Genomic DNA, 16,129 nt, shown 5'->3' on the forward strand with positions numbered 1-16,129 from the left:
CTGAAGCGGATCGCCGCCCGACCCACCCAGCCTGAATTTGTACCTATGTCCCTCGAATCCCGCGTGCTGACGGCTCTGGCTCCCTGGCGTGATGCGCCGGCCTGGCATATCGCCCTTTCCGGTGGTCTGGATTCAACTGTGCTGCTGCATCTGCTGGCCGGTCTCGCGCAACGCGAGGCGTTACCGCCGCTTTCCGCCATTCATATTCATCACGGCCTGCAAGCGCTTGCCGATAGCTGGCCGGCGGCTTGCTGGCGGATGTGTGAGGCGCTGGGTGTGCCGCTGCAGGTGGACTATGTGCAGGTGCAGCCGGGCGCCAGTATCGAGCGCGCCGCGCGCCAAGCTCGTTATGCGGCTTTTCGTGCGCGGCTTGGTCCCGGCGAGGTTTTGCTGGTGGCGCAGCATCGCGACGATCAGGCCGAGACCCTGCTGTTTCGCCTGCTGCGCGGCGCCGGTGTGCAGGGCTTGGCGGCCATGCCGCAGAGCCGACCGCTCGGTGCCGGGCACCTGCTGCGGCCGCTGTTGAGCTGTTCCCGCGCCGAGTTGCAGGCCTATGCCGATGAGCATCGGCTGCACTGGGTGGAGGATCCGTCGAATGCCGATAGCCGCTTCGCGCGCAACTACCTGCGTCATCAGGTCGTGCCGTTACTGACCAGGCGCTGGCCGCAGGCGACCGTCAGTATCGCGCGGGCCGCCGAGCATCTGGGCGAGGCTGCACAGCTGCTCGATGAACTGGCGCAGCAGGATCTGCAGGCGGCGCAGGCGCCTGGCGGGTTTGTCTGGCTCGATCTGCCAAGTCTGTCCCTGGCGCCGTTGCGGGCGCTGAGCAATGCGCGTCAACGCAATGCCCTGCGCCACTGGTTGCGCCGCCTGACCCCGATGCCCGACAGCGAGCACTGGGCCGGCTGGCAGGCGCTACGCGATGCGGCCGGCGATGCCGCGCCGATCTGGCGTCTGGCGGCAGGCGAATTGCGTCGAGCCGACCAGCGGTTATGGTGGCTCAGCGGTGACTGGCTGCGCGAGCCGCCAGCCCCCGACGTTCGGCTCGGTCCTGGGTGCTGGTTGCCGCTGGCGGGCAATGGTTGCGTGCGTGTCACCGGTCGGTTGCCTGCCGGCGACTGGCGTCTGGCCTATCGCCAGGGCGGCGAGGTCATGGACCTGGCCGGGCGCGGTCATCGCGATTTGAAGCGCCTGCTCAATGAGCGGCAAGTGCCGGCGTTTGTCCGCCCGCGCTTGCCGCTGTTGCTGTGCAATGGCGAACTGCGTGCCGTGGCCAATCTTGCCGGTTTGGATGGGGCGGGTGATGGCCAATGGCAACTCAGCTGGCAGCCGCCGATGCATGATCAAGGTTTGAGCTGCTAAGGCCTTTCCGGTAGACTACGCTCCCGTCTTACTAGAGCTTTTGCAGACCCCTTTTCGTCAAGAGAATGGAGTCGGCAATGGCTTGCCAATTACGGCTTATGCGTAATTGTGGCTTCGGCCTTCCTTCGCTTTCCCCGGCGGCGCTGACCGCCTAAACGCAGACTTCTAGGGTTTTTCATGACGCGCTTCATCTTCGTCACGGGTGGTGTTGTTTCTTCATTGGGGAAAGGCATCGCTTCGGCTTCACTGGCGGCCATCCTGGAGGCGCGGGGCCTGAAGGTCACGATGCTCAAGCTGGACCCTTACATCAACGTCGATCCGGGCACCATGAGCCCGTTCCAGCACGGCGAGGTGTTCGTCACCCACGACGGCGCCGAGACCGACCTCGACCTGGGCCACTACGAGCGGTTCATCCGCACGACCATGACCCAGGACAACAACTTCACCACCGGCCGGGTTTACGAACACGTGCTGCGCAAAGAGCGCCGTGGCGATTACCTGGGCGCGACCATTCAGGTCATCCCGCACATCACCGACGAGATCAAGCGCCGCATCATCAAGGGCGCCGGCGATGCCGACGTGGCCATGGTCGAGATCGGCGGCACGGTCGGTGACATCGAGTCGCAGCCGTTCCTCGAAGCCATCCGCCAGTTGCGCGTGGAAGTGGGCGCCAAGCGCGCCATGCTGATGCACCTGACTCTGGTGCCCTATATCGCCACTGCTGGCGAGACCAAGACCAAGCCGACCCAGCATTCGGTCAAGGAATTGCGTTCCATCGGCTTGCAGCCGGACGTGCTGATTTGCCGCTCCGACCATCCGGTGGATATCTCCTCGCGGCGCAAGATCGCGTTGTTCACCAACGTTGAAGAGCGTGCGGTGATTTCCCTGGAAGACGTCGACACCATCTACAAGATCCCGGGTGTGTTGCATGCCCAGGGCCTGGATGATTTCGTCGTCGAGCGCTTCGGCCTGGAGTGCGGCGGTGCCGATCTGTCCGAGTGGGAGCGGGTGGTCGACGCCAAGCTGCACCCGGAGCATGAAGTCACCATCGCCATGGTCGGCAAGTACATGGAACTGCTGGATGCCTACAAGTCGCTGATCGAAGCGATGAGCCATGCCGGCATCCAGAACCGCACCAAGGTCAACCTGCGCTATATCGATTCCGAAGACATCGAGAACCAGGGCACCGCCCTGCTCGAAGGCGTCGATGCGATCCTGGTGCCGGGCGGCTTCGGCCTGCGCGGCGTGGAAGGCAAGATCACCACCGTGCAATACGCTCGCGAGAACAAGATCCCCTACCTGGGCATCTGCCTGGGCATGCAGGTCGCGGTGATCGAGTTCGCCCGCAATGTGCTGGGCTGGAGCGATGCCAACTCCACCGAGTTCGACGCCAGCACCACACATCCGGTGGTTGGCCTGATCACCGAGTGGCAGGATGCCACCGGCGTCACCGAGCAGCGCAGCAATGCCTCCGACCTGGGTGGCACCATGCGCCTCGGGGCGCAGGACTGCCAGCTGCTCAGCGGCTCGCAAGTCCATCAGTGCTATGGCAAGGACGTGATTGTCGAGCGTCATCGCCATCGCTATGAAGTGAACAACAACCTGCTGCCAAAATTGATCGAGGCGGGCCTCAAGGTCACCGGTCGTTCCGGCGACGGCGCCCTGGTCGAGGTGATAGAAGCGCCGGATCACCCGTGGTTCGTCGCTTGCCAGTTCCACCCGGAGTTCACGTCGACGCCGCGCGACGGCCATCCGTTGTTCAGCGGTTTTGTCAACGCCGCGCTGGCGCAGCACGCGAAGAAGGCATAAGGATATGACCCAGAAGATCATCAAGGTCGGTGCCATCGAGATTGCCAACGACAAGCCCTTCGTCCTGTTCGGCGGCATCAATGTCATCGAGTCCCGCGACCTGGCCATGCGTGCCTGCGAAGAATACGTACGGGTCACCGATAAACTCGGTATTCCCTATGTGTTCAAGGCCAGCTTCGACAAGGCCAACCGTTCTTCGGTGACCTCCTTCCGCGGCCCGGGCCTGGAAGAGGGTATGAAGGTCTTCGAGGAAATCAAGAAGACCTTCGGCGTGCCGGTGATTACCGATGTGCACGAACCGCACCAGGCGCAGCCAGTGGCGGACGTATGCGACATCATCCAGTTGCCGGCGTTTCTCTCGCGGCAGACCGACCTGGTGGTGGCCATGGCCAAGACCGGTGCGGTGATCAATATCAAGAAAGCCCAGTTCCTCGCCCCCCAGGAGATGAAACATATCCTGGCCAAGTGTGTCGAAGCCGGCAACGATCAGTTGATCCTCTGCGAGCGCGGCAGCTCCTTCGGCTACAACAACCTGGTGGTGGACATGCTCGGCTTCGGCATCATGAAGCAGTTCGAGTACCCGGTGTTCTTCGACGTTACCCATGCCCTGCAGATGCCGGGCGGACGTGCCGATTCGGCCGGTGGTCGCCGTGCCCAGGTCACCGACCTGGCCAAGGCCGGCATGAGCCAGGGGTTGGCCGGGTTGTTCCTCGAAGCGCATCCGGATCCGGACAATGCCAAGTGCGATGGTCCTTGTGCCTTGCGCCTGGACAAGCTGGAACCCTTCCTCACCCAGCTCAAGCAGCTGGATGATCTGATCAAGAATTTTCCGCCGATTGAGACTGCCTGAAACGGTTTTTCTTCGGTAAAGTGCCGTCCGGGCATAATTTGACTATGTGGTCAGCTATCTGTCGCCTGCCGACCTTGCAGGCGGCATAAACCCAGTCCCTGGCGGTACCGTTCTCGTCAACTTTTTGGAGTGCTAAACGCAATGGCAAAGATCGTCGACATCAAAGGCCGTGAGGTTCTCGATTCCCGTGGCAACCCGACTGTGGAAGCCGACGTGATTCTCGATAACGGTATCATCGGTAGCGCCTGCGCACCGTCCGGTGCTTCCACCGGTTCGCGCGAAGCGCTGGAACTGCGTGATGGCGACAAGAGCCGTTATCTGGGCAAGGGTGTACTCAAGGCCGTAGCCAACATCAACGGCCCGATTCGTGACCTGTTGCTGGGTAAGGATCCGCTCGATCAGCAAGCCCTGGATCGGGCGATGATCGCCCTCGACGGTACCGAGAACAAAGCCACGCTGGGCGCCAATGCCATCCTCGCGGTGTCCCTGGCCGCTGCCAAAGCCGCCGCCCAGGACAACGACCTGCCGTTGTACGCGCACATCGCCAACCTCAATGGCACGCCGGGCGTCTACTCCATGCCGGTGCCGATGATGAACATCATCAACGGTGGCGAGCATGCCGACAACAATGTCGACATCCAGGAGTTCATGGTCCAGCCGGTAGGCGCCAAGACCTTCGCCGAAGCGCTGCGCATGGGCACCGAGATCTTCCATCACCTCAAGGCCGTGCTCAAGGCCCGTGGCCTGAGCACCTCGGTGGGTGATGAAGGTGGTTTTGCACCGAACCTGACCTCCAACGAAGACGCCCTGGCCGCCATTGCCGAAGCCGTGGCCAACGCCGGTTACAAGCTGGGCGATGACGTCACCCTGGCCCTGGATTGCGCGTCCAGCGAGTTCTTCGCCGACGGCAAGTACGACCTGGCCGGTGAAGGCAAGGTGTTCGACGCCGCCGGCTTCAGTGACTACCTGGCAGGCCTGGCCGAACGTTACCCGATCATCTCCATCGAAGACGGCATGGACGAGTCCGACTGGGCCGGCTGGAAGGTCCACACCGACAAGCTCGGCGGCAAGATGCAGCTGGTCGGCGACGACCTGTTCGTGACCAACACCAAGATCCTCAAGGAAGGCATCGACAAGGGCATCGCCAACTCGATCCTGATCAAGTTCAATCAGATCGGCACCCTGACCGAGACCTTGGAAGCCATCCAGATGGCCAAGGCGGCCGGCTACAGCGCGGTGATCTCGCACCGCAGCGGCGAAACCGAAGACTCGACCATCGCCGACCTGGCCGTGGGTACCGCTGCCGGCCAGATCAAGACCGGTTCGCTGTGCCGCTCCGACCGGGTGTCCAAGTACAACCAGTTGTTGCGCATCGAAGAGCAGTTGGCTGGCAAGGCGCCGTATCGCGGCCGTGCCGAGTTCCGTGGCTGAGACGCCTACTGCGAACGCCCCCTAGCGTCCGCTGCTGGCGTTGCGTTACGCGAAAAACAGGGTCACTAAACTCCCCTATTTTTCGCATAACGCGCCTTGCCGCGAACACCAGGAGACGCTCTCGCTACGGCGTTCGATATTTTGACAATCGCTGAGCGCTGCTGCGGGCTCCGCTCGCGGCGTTTTCGCTGAGCGGTCGAGTCATGGTAAAAGAGGGGCGGCGCGAGTCGCCCCTCTTTTCGTTGGGATGCTTTTACTGTCATGCGTAGTCCTTACTGGTTGTTAGCCGTCCTGATCCTGCTGCTGGTTGGCCTGCAGTATCGCCTGTGGGTGGGCGATGGCAGCCTGGCGCAGGTCACCGACCTGAAACATCAGATTGCCGATCAGCAAGGAGAGAATCAGCGCCTGCTGGAGCGCAATCGGATTCTCGAGGCGGAAGTCATGGAGCTGAAAAAGGGTATGGAAACCGTCGAGGAGCGCGCCCGGCATGAACTGGGTATGGTCAAAGAGGGCGAGACGCTCTACCAATTGACCGAATGACCAGCAACTGACCGAGTCACAACCCGCTAGCCGAATGACAACCAGTTGATCGAATGAAAGCGACCGCATTAGCGCATTTCTGGGCTCTGATCCCCGCCGCCGGGGTTGGCAGCCGCATGGGTGCAGACCGGCCCAAGCAGTACCTGGAGCTGGCGGGTAAAACCATGCTGGAGCACAGCCTGGCCTGTTTTCTCGATCACCCGCAATTGCACGGCGTGGTGGTCAGTCTGGCGCTCGATGATCCCTACTGGCCGGGCCTGGCTTGTGCGCAGGATCCGCGCATCGCTCGCGCCGAGGGTGGCCGCGAGCGTGCGGATTCGGTGCTCAATGGTTTGCAGCGCCTGAGAGAGCTGGGTGCGCAGGATGGCGACTGGGTGTTGGTGCATGATGCGGCGCGGCCCAATCTGGCCCGCTCCGATCTGGATCTGCTGCTCGCGCAGCTGGCCGATGATCCGGTCGGCGGCCTGCTCGCGGTGCCCGTGCGCGACACCCTGAAACGGGCCGGACTTGATGGGCGGGTGCTGCAGACCGTCGATCGTTCGCTGATCTGGCAGGCCTACACGCCGCAGATGTTCCGCCTCGGCTTGCTGCACCGCGCGCTGGCGCAGGCGCTGGCGGCCGAGGTGGCGATCACCGATGAGGCATCGGCGGTCGAATGGCTTGGGCTGGCGCCGCGCCTGATCGAGGGCCGCGCCGATAACCTCAAGGTGACCCGGCCCGAAGACCTCGATTGGCTGCGCCAACACTGGGCCGAGCACGGCTAGGGCGCCGCGGTATGCCGTTCGGTATGGTTGATGGGTGACGCGGCGCGCGGAGTTCGTGAGATCTCGCAATCCTGCGGGCTGCTGCGATCAGGAGTTGTATTCGCTGCGCTGCGCCAGCCCCGCCTTGAGGGCGTCCACCAGTTGCCGTACTTTCGGCGATAGATGCCGTTGCTGGGGGTAGAGCGCCCAGACCGCGGTGTTGGGTGGCTGCTGGTTATCCAGCAGGGACACCAGCGCGCCACTGCGCAAATGTTCCAGTACGTAGTAGTCCGGCAGCTGACACAACCCCAGGCCACGCAAGGCCGCATCGAGCACCGCCTGACCGCTGTTGCAGCGCCAGTTGCCTTGCACGCGTTGCGCGGCTTCGCGGCCGTCGAGCTGGAAACTCCAGGTGTCCGAACTGCCGATCAGGCAGTTGTGCCGGCTCAGTTCCGACAGGCTGTGTGGGCGGCCGTAGCGCTGCAGGTAGTCCGGCGCGGCGCACAGGTACATGCGCCGGGGCGCCAGGCGGGTGGCGACCAGCCGCGAATCCTGCAGGCGGCCCAGGCGAATGGCCAGGTCCAGGCCCTCATGGACCAGATCCAGGTTGCGATTGCTCAGCTCTATGTCCACCCGCAATTGCGGGTGACGCGTCATGAAGTCCGTCACCAGGGGCACGATAAAGCGCTCGCCGTAGGCCACGGCACAGGTCATGCGCAGCAGTCCCTTGGGTTCGCTGCCGAGGTCGCCGACCGCGCGCAGGGCTTCTTCGCGGGCATCCTGCAGGCGCTGGCAATGTTGCAGGAAGGTTTGCCCGGCTTCAGTCAGTGCCACGCGCCGGGTGCTGCGGTAGAACAGGCGGGTTTGCAGGCGCTCTTCCAGACGGGCGACCTGGCGGCTGACCTGCGAGGAGGACAGGCCAAGGCGTTCGGCGGCGGCGGTAAACTGGCCGCACTCGGCCACCGCAACGAATTCATCCAGGCCTTCCCAGCGATTCATTGTTTTGTTCCCTGTAGGAGCCAGCTTGCTGGCGATCGTGGGATTCTAATCCGGTTGTGGTTGATTATCCCTGTATGGCAATAATGTTTTGCCATAACGCCGATTATTACCCTGCAAAGGGTGATCTACACTCTTCGCCACTGTTACAACCCGTCGGAGAGCGATCATGATCAAATCACGTGCTGCGGTAGCCTTTGCCCCCAACCAACCGCTGCAAATCGTCGAAGTGGATGTCGAGCCGCCGAAGGCCGGTGAGGTGCTGGTGCGCATCGTCGCCACCGGCGTGTGCCACACCGATGCCTACACCCTCTCCGGTGAGGATTCCGAAGGCGTGTTTCCCTGCATCCTCGGGCATGAAGGCGGCGGCATCGTCGAGGCGATCGGCGAGGGCGTGACCTCGCTGGCGGTGGGCGACCACGTGATCCCGCTGTACACCGCCGAATGCCGCCAGTGCAAATTCTGCAAATCCGGCAAGACCAACCTCTGTCAGGCGGTGCGCGCCACCCAGGGCAAGGGCCTGATGCCGGACGGCACCTCGCGCTTCTCCTACCAGGGCCAGCCGATCTACCACTACATGGGCTGTTCGACCTTCTCCGAGTACACCGTGCTGCCGGAAATCTCCCTGGCGAAGATTCCCCGGGATGCGCCGCTGGACAAGGTCTGCCTGCTCGGCTGTGGCGTCACCACCGGCATCGGCGCGGTATTGAATACTGCCAAGGTCGAGGAGGGCGCCAGCGTGGCGATCTTCGGCCTGGGCGGCATCGGCCTGGCGGCGATCATCGGCGCGAAGATGGCCAAGGCCGCGCGGATCATCGCCATCGACATCAATCCGGCCAAGTTCGAGATCGCCCGGCAATTGGGCGCGACCGACTGCGTCAATCCGAAGGATTTCGCCAAGCCGATCCAGGACGTCATAGTCGATATGACCGATGGCGGGGTGGATTACTCCTTCGAATGCGTCGGCAATGTGCAGTTGATGCGCGCCGCGCTGGAGTGCTGCCACAAGGGTTGGGGCGAATCGACCATCATCGGCGTCGCCGGTGCCGGTCAGGAGATATCGACCCGCCCGTTCCAGCTGGTCACCGGGCGGGTCTGGCGCGGTTCGGCCTTCGGTGGGGTGAAAGGCCGCACCGAGCTGCCGAGCTATGTGGAGAAGGCGCAGAAGGGCGAAATCCCCCTGGATACCTTCATCACCCACAACATGCCGCTGGAAGACATCAATCAGGCCTTCGAGCTGATGCATGAAGGCAAGAGCATCCGTACCGTCATTCACTTCTAATGATTTGTTGTGGTGCGCGCGGCGCACCCCGCGGGGACGTTATGACTCTGGAAAACATCTCTTGCCAGAAAAGCTTCGGCGGCTGGCACAAGCGTTACCGGCATCGCTCGAGCACGCTCAACTGCGACATGGTATTCGCCGTCTATCTGCCGCCGCAGGCCGAGCAGGGCACCAAACTGCCGGTGCTCTACTGGCTGTCGGGGCTGACCTGTAATGACGAGAACTTCATGCAGAAGGCCGGCGCACATCGGCTGGCCGCCGAGCTGGGCCTGATCATAGTGGCGCCGGACACCAGCCCGCGCGGGCCCGATGTGCCGGGCGACCCGGAGGGCGCCTGGGACTTCGGTCTGGGCGCCGGCTTCTACCTGAACGCCACGCAAGAACCCTGGGCGCGCAATTACCGCATGCACGATTACGTGGTGCAGGAGTTGCCGGCGCTGATCGAGGCTAATTTCCCGGTCTCGACCAAGCGTGGTATCAGCGGCCATTCCATGGGCGGGCACGGTGCCCTGGTCTGCGCCTTGCGCAATCCCGGGCGTTACCAGTCGTTGTCGGCCTTTGCGCCGATCGGTAATCCGTCCAACTGCCCCTGGGGTGAGAAGGCGTTTTCCCGCTACCTCGGTGATGAACGTTCGCGCTGGCGCGAATGGGATGCCTGTGCGCTCATTGCCGATGCGACCGAGCGCTTGCCGATCTTGATCGATCAGGGCGATCGCGATGACTTTCTCGACAGCCAGCTCAAGCCGGATGCACTGAAGAGTGCCGCGCAAGCTGCGAAGCATCCACTGACCCTGCGCCTGCAGCCCGGCTATGACCACAGCTACTATTTCATCGCCAGCTTTATCGAGGATCACCTGCGTCATCATGCCCAGGCGCTGGCGTAGGGTGCGCTGTGCGCACCGCGGTTGCGAAAATGGTGCCGGCGCGATTGCTGGTGCGCACGGCACACTCTACAGCCAGGCTCCTGCATGTAGAATCACGTCCTGACTTTTGCAGGGCCTGATTTTCCATGAAGAGCACTATGCGTATTGGCCACGGTTACGACGTGCACCGTTTCGGTGAGGGCGAGTTCATCACCCTCGGTGGCATAAGGATTCCCCACGGCTTCGGCCTGATCGCCCACTCCGACGGCGATGTGCTGCTGCATGCGCTCGCCGATGCCTTGCTCGGCGCCGCGGCACTGGGCGATATCGGCAAGCACTTCCCCGACACCGACCCGACCTTCAAGGGCGCCGACAGCCGCGTGCTGCTGCGCCATGTCCTGGGTTTGCTGCAGGCCAAAGGCTGGCAGGTGGGTAATGTCGATGCCACCATAGTCGCCCAGGCGCCGAAGATGGCGCCGCACATCGAGGCCATGCGCGCTCTGATCGCCGAGGATCTGCAGGTCGCGCTCGATCAGGTCAACGTCAAGGCCACCACCACCGAGAAGCTCGGCTTCACCGGTCGCGAAGAAGGCCTCGCGGTGCACGCGGTTGCGCTGTTGGTGGCCCGATGAACGAACTCGAACTGCTGGGCCCGCGCGGCCATGGCGAGCCGTGCGGGACGGCGGTGCTCAAGGCCGTAGCGGAAGACTTCCAGGTCGATGAGGTGCTGGATATTCCCCTGGCTGGCGAAGGTGAACACCTCTGGCTGTGGGTGGAAAAGCGCGGCCTGAACACCGAGGATGCCGCGCGGCGTATCGCCCGCGCGGCTGGCGTGCCGCTGCGCATGATCAGCTATGCCGGACTCAAGGATCGCCAGGCGTTGACCCGCCAATGGTTCAGTCTGCACCTGCCAGGCAAGGCCGACCCGGCTCTGGGCGCCGCCGAGGACGCCAGCCTGTGCATCCTCAAGCAGGTGCGGCACTCGCGCAAGTTGCAGCGTGGTGCGCATGCGGCCAACGGCTTCACCCTGCGCCTGACCCAGCTGGATGCCGATCGCGCTGCGCTGGAACAGCGCTTGACGCAGATTGCTGCGCAGGGCATTCCCAACTACTTCGGTCTGCAACGCTTTGGCTTCGAGGGCGGCAATGTCGCCCATGCGCGGCATTTCGCCGAGCGCCAGAGCTTGCCCGAGCAGCGCAACGTGCGTTCGCGCGTGCTCTCGGCGGCGCGCAGCTTTCTGTTCAATCGGGTGCTGGCCGCGCGGGTCGCTGCGGGTACCTGGAATCAGGCTCTGCCTGGCGATCTGCTGGCCTTTACCGATAGCCGCAGTTTTTTCCCTGCCGGCGAGACCGAGTGCGGCGACCCGCGCCTGGCGATTCTCGATCTGCATCCGACCGGGCCGTTATGGGGCGCAGGTGCCTCGACGACCGGCGGGGTCGCCCAGGCGCTGGAGCAGAAGGTCGCCGAGGATGAGCGCGCCTTGGTCGACTGGTTGGCAGAAGCGGGCATGACGCACGAACGGCGTATTCTGCGCCTCCCCATCGGCGGTTTGACGTGGCATTATCCCGAGCCTGACATTCTGCAACTGGAATTCGTCCTGCCGGCTGGATGCTTTGCCACCGTCTTGGTGCGCGAGCTCGTCGATCTGTTGCCTGCAGGGCAGACGGACAACCCATGCGTATTCTGATTTCCAATGATGACGGCGTGGCCGCGCCGGGCCTTGCCGCGTTGCATGCTGCCCTGGCCGATTATGCCGAGTGCGCGGTGATCGCACCCGATCAGGACAAAAGTGGTGCCAGCAGCTCGCTGACCCTCGACCGTCCGCTGCACCCTTGCACCTTGCCCAACGGTTTTATCAGCCTCAACGGCACGCCCACCGACTGCGTGCACCTGGGGCTGAATGGATTGCTACCGCATGTGGCCGATCTGGTGGTGGCCGGTATCAACCTGGGCGCCAATCTGGGCGATGACGTGCTCTATTCCGGCACGGTGGCTGCGGCCCTGGAAGGGCGGTTTCTGGCCCGTCCGGCATTCGCCTTCTCCCTGCTTTCGCGGCAGCCGGATAATCTGGCAACCGCGGCCTACTTCGCGCGCAAGCTGGTGGAGGCTCATGAGCAGCTGGATCTGCCGCCGCGCACCGTGCTCAATGTGAATATCCCCAATCTGCCGCTGGAACACATCCGTGGTATCCAGCTGACTCGCCTGGGGCATCGCGCCCGTGCGGCGGCCCCGGTCAAGGTGATCAATCCGCGCGGCAAGGAAGGTTACTGGATTTCGGTCGCCGGCGATGCCGAGGATGGCGGACCGGGCACGGATTTCCATGCGGTGATGCAGGGCTTCGTCTCCGTTACTCCTTTGCAGCTTGATCGTACCTTTCAGGACGGTTTCAGCAGCCTGCAACCATGGCTGGAGGGTTTGCTCTGATGAGGCGTGAGCAAGACGAACTGCATCGCGGTATCGGCATGACCTCGCAGCGGACTCGCGAGCGCCTGATTCAGCGGCTGTATGAAGAGGGGCTGTCCAACGCCCGGGTGCTGGAAGCGATCCGGCGCACGCCGCGCCACCTGTTCGTCGACGAAGCCCTGGCCCATCGTGCCTACGAAGACACCGCTCTGCCGATCGGCCACAACCAGACCATCTCGCAGCCCTACATGGTGGCGCGTATGAGCGAGTTGTTGCTGGCCGCCGGTCCATTGGACAAGGTGCTGGAAATCGGCACCGGCTCCGGTTATCAGACGGCGATACTCGCGCAACTGGTCGAGCGGATATTCAGCGTCGAGCGCATTCAGGGGCTGCAGGACAGGGCCAAGGAACGCATGACCACGCTGAACCTGCGCAACGTGGTGTTCCGCTGGGGTGATGGCTGGGAGGGCTGGCCGGCCTTGGCACCCTACAACGGCATCATCGTCACCGCTGCCGCCAGTGAGGTGCCCCAGGCCCTGCTCGATCAGTTGGCGCCGGGTGGTCGTCTGGTGATTCCGGTCGGTGCCGGCGATGTGCAGCAGCTGCTGCTGATCGTCCGTGAGGAACAGGGGTTTGCCAGGCATGTGCTGGATTCCGTGCGTTTCGTCCCCTTGCTCAATGGGCCTTTGGCTTGATCTTTAGCGTTTGCCTGGAAGTACCCGTGAATAAACATATCCTGCTCTTCGCCAAAGGCATTGCCATGGGTGCGGCCGATGTGGTGCCTGGCGTTTCCGGCGGCACCGTCGCCTTTATCAGCGGCATCTACGATGAGCTGCTGCGTTCGATCGCCAGTGTGCCCGCTGCTCTGGGCATGCTCCTGCGCGGTCGTGTCCTCGCCGCCTGGCAGGCTGCCAACGCGACCTTCCTGCTGGTTCTGTTGGCGGGCATTCTGACCAGTGTGCTCAGTCTGGCGCGGCTGATCACCTTCCTGCTGGCCGTGCATCCGATCCCGGTGTGGTCGTTCTTTTTCGGCTTGATTCTGGTTTCGTCCCATCTGGTGGCGCGCGAAATCCAGCGTTGGAACTGGAGCCGGTTCGTCAGTTTCGTCATGGGGGCGGCTTTTGCCTACTGGATCACGGTGGCCTCGCCAGTACAGTGGGGCACTGATTCGCTGAGTATTTTCTTTGCCGGTTCGATTGCCATCTGCGCGATGATCCTGCCGGGTATTTCCGGCAGCTTCATCCTGCTGTTGCTGGGTCTGTATCCCTTCATTCTCGGGGCGGTGAAAGGCCTGGATATCAACGTGCTGATGCTGTTTGCCAGCGGTTGCCTAGTTGGCATCGTCAGCTTCGCCGGGTTGCTGCGTTGGTTGTTGGTGCGTTGGCGCGACCTGACCCTGGCCTTGCTGACGGGGCTGATGCTCGGCTCGCTGAACAAACTCTGGCCGTGGAAAGAAACCCTCACCTGGCATGCCGACAGCCATGGGCAGCAGGTGCCGCTGCTGCAGACCAATCTCTTGCCGGGGCGTTTTGCCGAGGTCAGCGGTCAGGATCCACAGCTGCTCCTGGCTATTCTTTTGGCTCTGGGTGGGGTACTGCTGGTGCTTGGGCTGGAGTGGCTGGCCGGTCGGCGTCAGCAAAGCACTGGCTGCACCGAATAATTCCGGCACAATACGCGCCATTCAGCAGATACCACTGGCCACAAAGGGAGATAAGGGTGAGTTTCACAGCCATTCAACCGCGAATATGCAGCAGCGCTCGGAGCCTGTTGGGTGGCCTGGTGATTGGAGCGCTCCTGGCCGGTTGCGCCAGTTCGCCATCCGGTAGTGTGCAGGTCGTCGATCGGAATAACCGGGGGGCGGCCATGCAGCAGCGCCAACCAGTGACCAGCGGCCAGTATGTAGTGAGGCGTGGCGATACCCTCTATTCAATCGCCTTCCGTTTCGGCTGGGACTGGAAAGCCCTGGCTGCGCGCAACGGCATTGCCCCGCCTTACCTGATACGGGTTGGTCAGGTCATTCGCTTCGACGGTCGTCAGCCGGCGCGCGGGTCTGTAGTGGCCGGCGCACCGACAGTGGCCCGGCCGGCCTCCGTCGCTCGCCCGATTGCGCCGATTCAGGCCCCTGCAGCAAGGCCGCAGGCCCAAACATCCGTGCCAATCAAGCCGACTCCGGCGACCACGCCAGTGCAGCCTGTCCAGCGCTCGGCGTCAGGCTGGGCCTGGCCTGCCGGCGGTGTTGTCATCGGGCGATTTTCTTCAAACGGCAGTTTGAATAAAGGCATTGATATCGCCGGTGATTTGGGACAGCCTGTTTTGGCTGCGTCTGATGGGTCAGTGGTGTACGCCGGGAGTGGTTTACGGGGCTACGGCGAGTTGGTGATCATCAAACACAGCGATACCTACGTAAGTGCCTACGGACACAACCGCAGGCTGCTGGTTCAGGAGGGACAGCAGGTCAAAGCAGGGCAAACGATTGCCGAGATGGGTTCCACAGGTGCCGACCGGGTGAAGCTTCATTTTGAAATTCGCCGTCAGGGAAAGCCTGTAGATCCGTTGCAATACTTGCCGCGCCGTTGATCTGTCGCTCGTCTGTTCCATCGCGTGGGAGGGACGGGCTCAGGTGTTGCCAGGGATACAGGTGCCACCCGAGCTTGCTGTCGAACTCAGCAAGGGACAACAATAATGGCACTCAATCCAAAAGAAGCGCCGGAGTTTGACGTCGATGATGAAGTGCTCTTGATGGAGCCTGGCATTGTCTTGGATGATGTGTCGAATGATGGGGCGGAAAAGCCACTCACTCGCACTAAAGCCAAACAATCCAGCAGCAAGCAGCACAAGTACATTGACTACACCCGTGCGCTCGACGCCACACAGTTGTATCTCAACGAAATCGGTTTTTCTCCGCTGCTTACCCCTGAAGAGGAAGTGTTCTTTGCGCGTCTGGCGCAGAAGGGCGATCCGGCTGGGCGTAAGCGCATGATCGAGAGCAACCTGCGCCTTGTTGTGAAAATCGCCCGCCGTTACGTCAATCGCGGTTTGTCGCTGCTCGATCTGATCGAAGAAGGCAACCTCGGCTTGATCCGTGCGGTCGAGAAATTTGACCCGGAGCGTGGTTTCCGCTTCTCGACGTATGCGACCTGGTGGATCCGCCAGACCATCGAACGGGCGATCATGAATCAGACCCGTACCATTCGATTGCCGATCCATGTAGTCAAAGAACTCAACGTCTACCTGCGTGCGGCGCGCGAGTTGACCCAGAAACTCGACCATGAGCCTTCGGCCGAAGAGATCGCCAACCTGCTGGAAAAACCCGTGGGTGAGGTTAAGCGCATGCTCGGCTTGAATGAGCGGGTTTCTTCGGTGGATGTTTCGCTCGGCCCCGACTCTGACAAAACCCTGCTCGATACCCTGACCGATGACCGGCCGACCGATCCGTGCGAGCTGTTGCAAGACGACGACCTTTCGCAAAGCATCGACCAATGGTTGTCCGAGTTGACCGACAAGCAGCGTGAGGTCGTGGTGCGGCGTTTCGGCTTGCGCGGCCACGAAAGCTGCACCCTGGAAGAAGTGGGCCAGGAAATCGGTTTGACTCGCGAACGTGTGCGACAGATTCAGGTCGAGGCGCTCAAGCGCTTGCGCGAGATCCTGGAAAAGAACGGTCTGTCGAGCGACGCCCTGTTCCAGTAGTTCTTGCCTGTTCTACAAAACCCGGCTTAGGCCGGGTTTTTTTGTGTGCGCCCAGCATGGGCGCAATCTTGTGGGTGAAAGTCCCGCCGTAAGCTGACCACAGCGAACGAAGTGAAGCGCAACTGCATGAGGGCGACCGAGTGTGGGGAGGAAGCGTGGATCG

Annotated in this window: 16 protein-coding genes; 15 read left to right on the forward strand and 1 reads right to left on the reverse strand. The window is 62.5% G+C overall.

All coding sequences use genetic code 11. The annotated features are described in order from the left end of the window. Nucleotides 1-45 precede the first annotated feature (45 nt). The 6 genes from tilS (at nucleotide 46) to ispD (ending at nucleotide 6,756) form a co-directional block, all read left to right on the forward strand. Complete coding sequence (gene tilS, locus G9C89_RS10805; protein ID WP_172147875.1) at nucleotides 46-1,362, forward strand: tRNA lysidine(34) synthetase TilS; 1,317 nt, start codon at nucleotides 46-48, stop codon at nucleotides 1,360-1,362. Nucleotides 1,363-1,539: 177 nt separating this feature from the next. Further along, the gene (locus G9C89_RS10810; protein WP_172147876.1) at nucleotides 1,540-3,171 is read left to right on the forward strand and encodes a CTP synthase; all 1,632 of its coding nucleotides are present in this window, start codon (nucleotides 1,540-1,542) and stop codon (nucleotides 3,169-3,171) included. A 4-nt stretch (nucleotides 3,172-3,175) separates the two neighbouring features. Further along, the gene (gene kdsA, locus G9C89_RS10815; RefSeq protein ID WP_172147877.1) at nucleotides 3,176-4,021 is read left to right on the forward strand and encodes a 3-deoxy-8-phosphooctulonate synthase; all 846 of its coding nucleotides are present in this window, start codon (nucleotides 3,176-3,178) and stop codon (nucleotides 4,019-4,021) included. Nucleotides 4,022-4,162: 141 nt separating this feature from the next. Continuing rightward, complete coding sequence (gene eno / locus G9C89_RS10820) at nucleotides 4,163-5,452, forward strand: phosphopyruvate hydratase (RefSeq protein ID WP_172147878.1); 1,290 nt, start codon at nucleotides 4,163-4,165, stop codon at nucleotides 5,450-5,452. 261 nt (nucleotides 5,453-5,713) lie between these two features. Next, a complete protein-coding gene (gene ftsB, locus G9C89_RS10825; protein ID WP_172147879.1) occupies nucleotides 5,714-5,992 on the forward strand; it encodes a cell division protein FtsB in 279 nt (92 codons plus the stop codon). Nucleotides 5,993-6,045: 53 nt separating this feature from the next. Continuing rightward, complete coding sequence (gene ispD / locus G9C89_RS10830; RefSeq protein WP_172147880.1) at nucleotides 6,046-6,756, forward strand: 2-C-methyl-D-erythritol 4-phosphate cytidylyltransferase; 711 nt, start codon at nucleotides 6,046-6,048, stop codon at nucleotides 6,754-6,756. A gap of 87 nt (nucleotides 6,757-6,843) precedes the next feature. Here ispD and G9C89_RS10835 read toward each other — a convergent pair whose 3' ends face one another. Next, nucleotides 6,844-7,734, reverse strand: coding sequence for a LysR substrate-binding domain-containing protein (locus tag G9C89_RS10835; protein WP_172147881.1), 891 nt, complete (start codon nucleotides 7,732-7,734; stop codon nucleotides 6,844-6,846). A gap of 166 nt (nucleotides 7,735-7,900) precedes the next feature. Here G9C89_RS10835 and G9C89_RS10840 point away from each other — a divergent pair, with 166 nt between their 5' ends. The 9 genes from G9C89_RS10840 (at nucleotide 7,901) to rpoS (ending at nucleotide 15,966) form a co-directional block, all read left to right on the forward strand. Further along, the gene (locus G9C89_RS10840; RefSeq protein ID WP_172147882.1) at nucleotides 7,901-9,013 is read left to right on the forward strand and encodes an S-(hydroxymethyl)glutathione dehydrogenase/class III alcohol dehydrogenase; all 1,113 of its coding nucleotides are present in this window, start codon (nucleotides 7,901-7,903) and stop codon (nucleotides 9,011-9,013) included. A gap of 41 nt (nucleotides 9,014-9,054) precedes the next feature. Beyond that, nucleotides 9,055-9,897, forward strand: a complete 843-nt coding sequence (gene fghA, locus G9C89_RS10845; RefSeq protein WP_172147883.1) for an S-formylglutathione hydrolase — start codon at nucleotides 9,055-9,057, stop codon at nucleotides 9,895-9,897. Nucleotides 9,898-10,034: 137 nt separating this feature from the next. Beyond that, entirely contained in the window at nucleotides 10,035-10,508 is a 474-nt protein-coding gene (gene ispF, locus G9C89_RS10850; RefSeq protein ID WP_172147908.1) for a 2-C-methyl-D-erythritol 2,4-cyclodiphosphate synthase, read from the forward strand. After that, complete coding sequence (gene truD / locus G9C89_RS10855) at nucleotides 10,505-11,563, forward strand: tRNA pseudouridine(13) synthase TruD (protein WP_172147884.1); 1,059 nt, start codon at nucleotides 10,505-10,507, stop codon at nucleotides 11,561-11,563. Before ispF ends, truD begins: the two co-directional genes overlap by 4 nt. Next, complete coding sequence (gene surE, locus G9C89_RS10860) at nucleotides 11,551-12,300, forward strand: 5'/3'-nucleotidase SurE (RefSeq protein ID WP_172147885.1); 750 nt, start codon at nucleotides 11,551-11,553, stop codon at nucleotides 12,298-12,300. The genes truD and surE overlap by 13 nt, the downstream gene beginning before the upstream one ends. 38 nt (nucleotides 12,301-12,338) lie before the next feature. Continuing rightward, entirely contained in the window at nucleotides 12,339-12,974 is a 636-nt protein-coding gene (locus tag G9C89_RS10865; RefSeq protein WP_172147909.1) for a protein-L-isoaspartate(D-aspartate) O-methyltransferase, read from the forward strand. 65 nt (nucleotides 12,975-13,039) lie between these two features. Beyond that, nucleotides 13,040-13,939, forward strand: coding sequence for a DUF368 domain-containing protein (locus G9C89_RS10870; RefSeq protein WP_178115518.1), 900 nt, complete (start codon nucleotides 13,040-13,042; stop codon nucleotides 13,937-13,939). A 56-nt stretch (nucleotides 13,940-13,995) separates the two neighbouring features. Further along, on the forward strand, nucleotides 13,996-14,856 hold the full coding sequence (locus G9C89_RS10875; RefSeq protein WP_172147887.1) for a peptidoglycan DD-metalloendopeptidase family protein: 861 nt from the start codon (nucleotides 13,996-13,998) through the stop codon (nucleotides 14,854-14,856). A 105-nt stretch (nucleotides 14,857-14,961) separates the two neighbouring features. After that, entirely contained in the window at nucleotides 14,962-15,966 is a 1,005-nt protein-coding gene (gene rpoS, locus G9C89_RS10880) for an RNA polymerase sigma factor RpoS (RefSeq protein WP_172147888.1), read from the forward strand. The last annotated feature ends 163 nt before the right edge of the window (nucleotides 15,967-16,129 follow it).

Origin of the sequence: Pseudomonas tumuqii, from assembly GCF_013184545.1 — a bacterium.
GTDB lineage: Bacteria > Pseudomonadota > Gammaproteobacteria > Pseudomonadales > Pseudomonadaceae > Aquipseudomonas > Aquipseudomonas tumuqii.